A 3,004-nucleotide genomic window follows, 5' to 3' on the forward strand; every position below is an offset into this window, starting at 1 on the left:
CAGATTTGCTCCCTTTTGAGGCGCATAGTGGGGCTACGCAACGAAAAAGGGGGAAAATATGGGCCGCCATCCCGCGCGCGCAGCAGATCAGTCTCAAGTCCGACAGGCTCCTAGTCCACGATCGCGCAATTCTTGCCCGCACGTTTGGCCAGATAGAGGTTGGCATCGGCGCGTGCGAACAGGCTCTGTACCGTGTCGCCCTCGCTCACCTGTGCTACACCGATGCTGATGGTCACCGGGCGGTCCGCTACCTCCGGCGCACTGCGTATCTGCGCCAGCAGCTTGTCACAGAAGATGCGCGCTGCCGCATTGTCGGCCTCGTGCAGCAGGATGGCGAACTCCTCGCCGCCGATACGGAACAGCTGATCTGACTGGCGCATCACCGTGCGCACGGTGTGCACCAGTGCGATCAGCACCTGGTCGCCCACTGGGTGACCGAGACGGTCGTTGATATCCTTGAAGTCGTCTATGTCGAACACCAGCAGACAGAACTGCCGCTGGTAGCGCTCGTAGGCGTAGCACAGTGCCTCCGCACTGCGCTGGTAGGCCCGGCGGTTGCCAATTTCGGTCATCGGGTCGGTTTCGCTGTTGCGGCGCAGTGTTTCCATTTCGCGCCGCGCTTCGGTGATGTCCCGCGCGGAAATCAGGAACTGTGTGGTGTGCGGCAGCAGTGACAGCGACAGGCGCATCAGTCGCGCCTGCCGATTGCGCTGATAGGGCAGTGCCACACCCTCGATCCGGCTGCGGCGTCTGGCCTCTGCGATCATCTCGAACAGGCGCTGACGGCTGTTATCGCTGAGGAAGTCGGTGAAGCGATGCTCCAGCAGGGACTCCTGCGTGATACCGAACAGTCGTGCCATATGCTGATTGGCGCGCAGCACGCGCGCGCCGCTGTCCAGCACGGCGATACCGTCCAGTACCTGATCGAAGATGGCCGCCAGCTCATCGCGTTGCTGTAGCACGGTGTCGGCCAGAGCGCGCTGCTCGGAACTGTCGCGCACACAGGCCATGATCAGTTGCCGTCCATCTGCTTCCAGCAGGGTCAGTGTGGTGTCAGCCTGGTAGATGGCGCCGTATTTGTGTCGGTGTCGCCGCTCCAGTCGCAGCGGGCCGCGAGAGAGCGTCTGCAACAACTGCTTGAAGCTCTCCGGCTCCATGTCCGAATCCCAGTCGAAGATGCTGAGCTGGCGCATTTCGGCATGGCTGTAGCCGAGCTGGGTGCGCGCCAACTCGCTGTATTCCAACAGCTGTCCCTGTGCGTTGAGGATGAACACCGCATCCGGGGCGTGGCGCAGAAAACGCTGGTACCAGCCGGCATCCAGCGCGGGTTCGGGTACTGCATTCAAGGGCTGTCCTTGCCGACCCACAGGCGCTCCACCTTATAGTTGCGCTCCAGCTCGCGGGCTACCCGCTCTGCGCTGTCGCGGTCGCTCAGCCCCACTACCCGCAGTCTGTACAGTGGTCTGCCGTTGCTGCTGGCCTCCTGTATCAGCAGCTGGCCAGCCCCGGGTTGCAGCCGGGACTGCCAGCGCTCCGCTACGGCACGCTGTGCATAGGAACCAAAGTTCACAAACCAGTCGCCACTGGCGGCGGTTGTTGCAGGGGCGCCGCTGGTGCTGGGGTTGGAACTGGGGGCCGAAGGCGCCGCTGCTCGCGCACTGGCCGCCGATTGCTCCGCACTGCGGCGGGCAGCTTCGGCGGCTGCGAGGCGCCCGGCCTGCTCCTTGCTCTGTTCCTGCAGCTCAGCCAGCTGCTCACGGATGCGCGCCCGTTCCTCCTGCACGCGCTCCAGATCCTGTTCCAGATCACGGGCGCGCTGTATGGCGTTCTGTAGCTCCAGACGGTTCGCCCGCGCTTCCTCCTGAGTGACCGCGGTGGCCATACGCGCCTGCAGCTTGCGAATCTCATCTTGCAGCGCGCTGCGCTCCTGCAGCACACCGTAGCCGCCAATACCGACCAGCAGTACCGCGATGACAGCAACACCGATCAGCACCAGCGGCCAGCGCGAGCCGCCGCCGGCCGATCCACCGGGCGGAGTGCCCCCGGGTGGCGCATCAAATGGGGTTGCGTCTTGACTGACCGCGGCGCGCTGGGGCGTTGCCGCTGGCGCGCCTGCAGCCTCCGCACGGTCGCGACTCGCCCCCAGTGCGGCAGCGCCGGCAGCGACGACGGCATCACTGCGCTCTTCGCCGAACACATCGTCGTGATCACTTTCAGCCGTCTCTGCCAGCTCGCTGGCTGCCAATCGCTGCGCGCTGTCGCTGATGCTCAGGGCCGGTGGCTCGTCATCCATATCGAAGGGGTCCAGTGGCGGCGTCTCGCCGCCCGCTCCGTGGAACGCGACGTCGCCCATGGGCTCCGGCGTATCGGCCACATGGGTATTGGGCGCTACCGTGTCCTGCTCGCGCAACAGATCCTCCACATCACGGCTCAGTTCCTCATCAAACATCGGGGCGGCAGCACTGCGCCGGCCGTAAGCAGCATCCATGGCTTCTGGGGCGGCCTGATCCGGCCCCGCCGCTGGCGATGCATCAGCCTCAAGCTCAAAATCGTCCAGATCATCCATTTCGTCCAGATCTGCGAGCGCGTCCAGGCTGTCGTCGTCCAGCCCCGGCATGTCGAAGCTATCCTCACCCAGGGCCGCCAGATCGCGCTCGGCCAGCCGGTTGAGCGCATCATCCTCAGGGTCCGATTCGCTGGTATTCCTTGCGGTGCCCCCGGCGCGCTGCGGCGTTTGTTCGCCCAGATCGGTCGAGAACGCATCGTGGGGCGAAAAATCGTCCAGATCGCTGTCATCCCAGGGCGCTGCGGCTGCGGGTGGCGGTGTGGGCGTCACGGGCGCTGTCGGGGCGGGCGTGCCATTGGCTTCGCCACCCGTGTTGCTGGCAAGCGGGTAGTCCCCGGGCAGGTCGAAGTCGCTCGCGTCCAGCGATTCGTCCTCGTAGAGCGGGTTGTCGTCATCGCGATCCACAAAGCGCCCCGGGGTGGGCTCCCGATCGCGGTC

Annotated in this window: 2 protein-coding genes; both read right to left on the reverse strand. The window is 65.2% G+C overall.

Translation table 11 applies throughout. The annotated features are described in order from the left end of the window. Positions 1 to 110 precede the first annotated feature (110 nt). Positions 111 to 1,346, reverse strand: coding sequence for a sensor domain-containing diguanylate cyclase (locus VBE63_RS26690; RefSeq protein WP_323686032.1), 1,236 nt, complete (start codon positions 1,344 to 1,346; stop codon positions 111 to 113). After that, positions 1,343 to 3,004 (reverse strand): SPOR domain-containing protein (locus VBE63_RS26695; RefSeq protein ID WP_323686033.1); only part of this gene is annotated, 1,662 nt, incomplete at its 5' end. The genes VBE63_RS26695 and VBE63_RS26690, both read right to left, overlap by 4 nt.

Origin of the sequence: Lamprobacter sp. (assembly GCF_034860625.1) — a bacterium.
Classification (GTDB): domain Bacteria; phylum Pseudomonadota; class Gammaproteobacteria; order Chromatiales; family Chromatiaceae; genus Lamprobacter.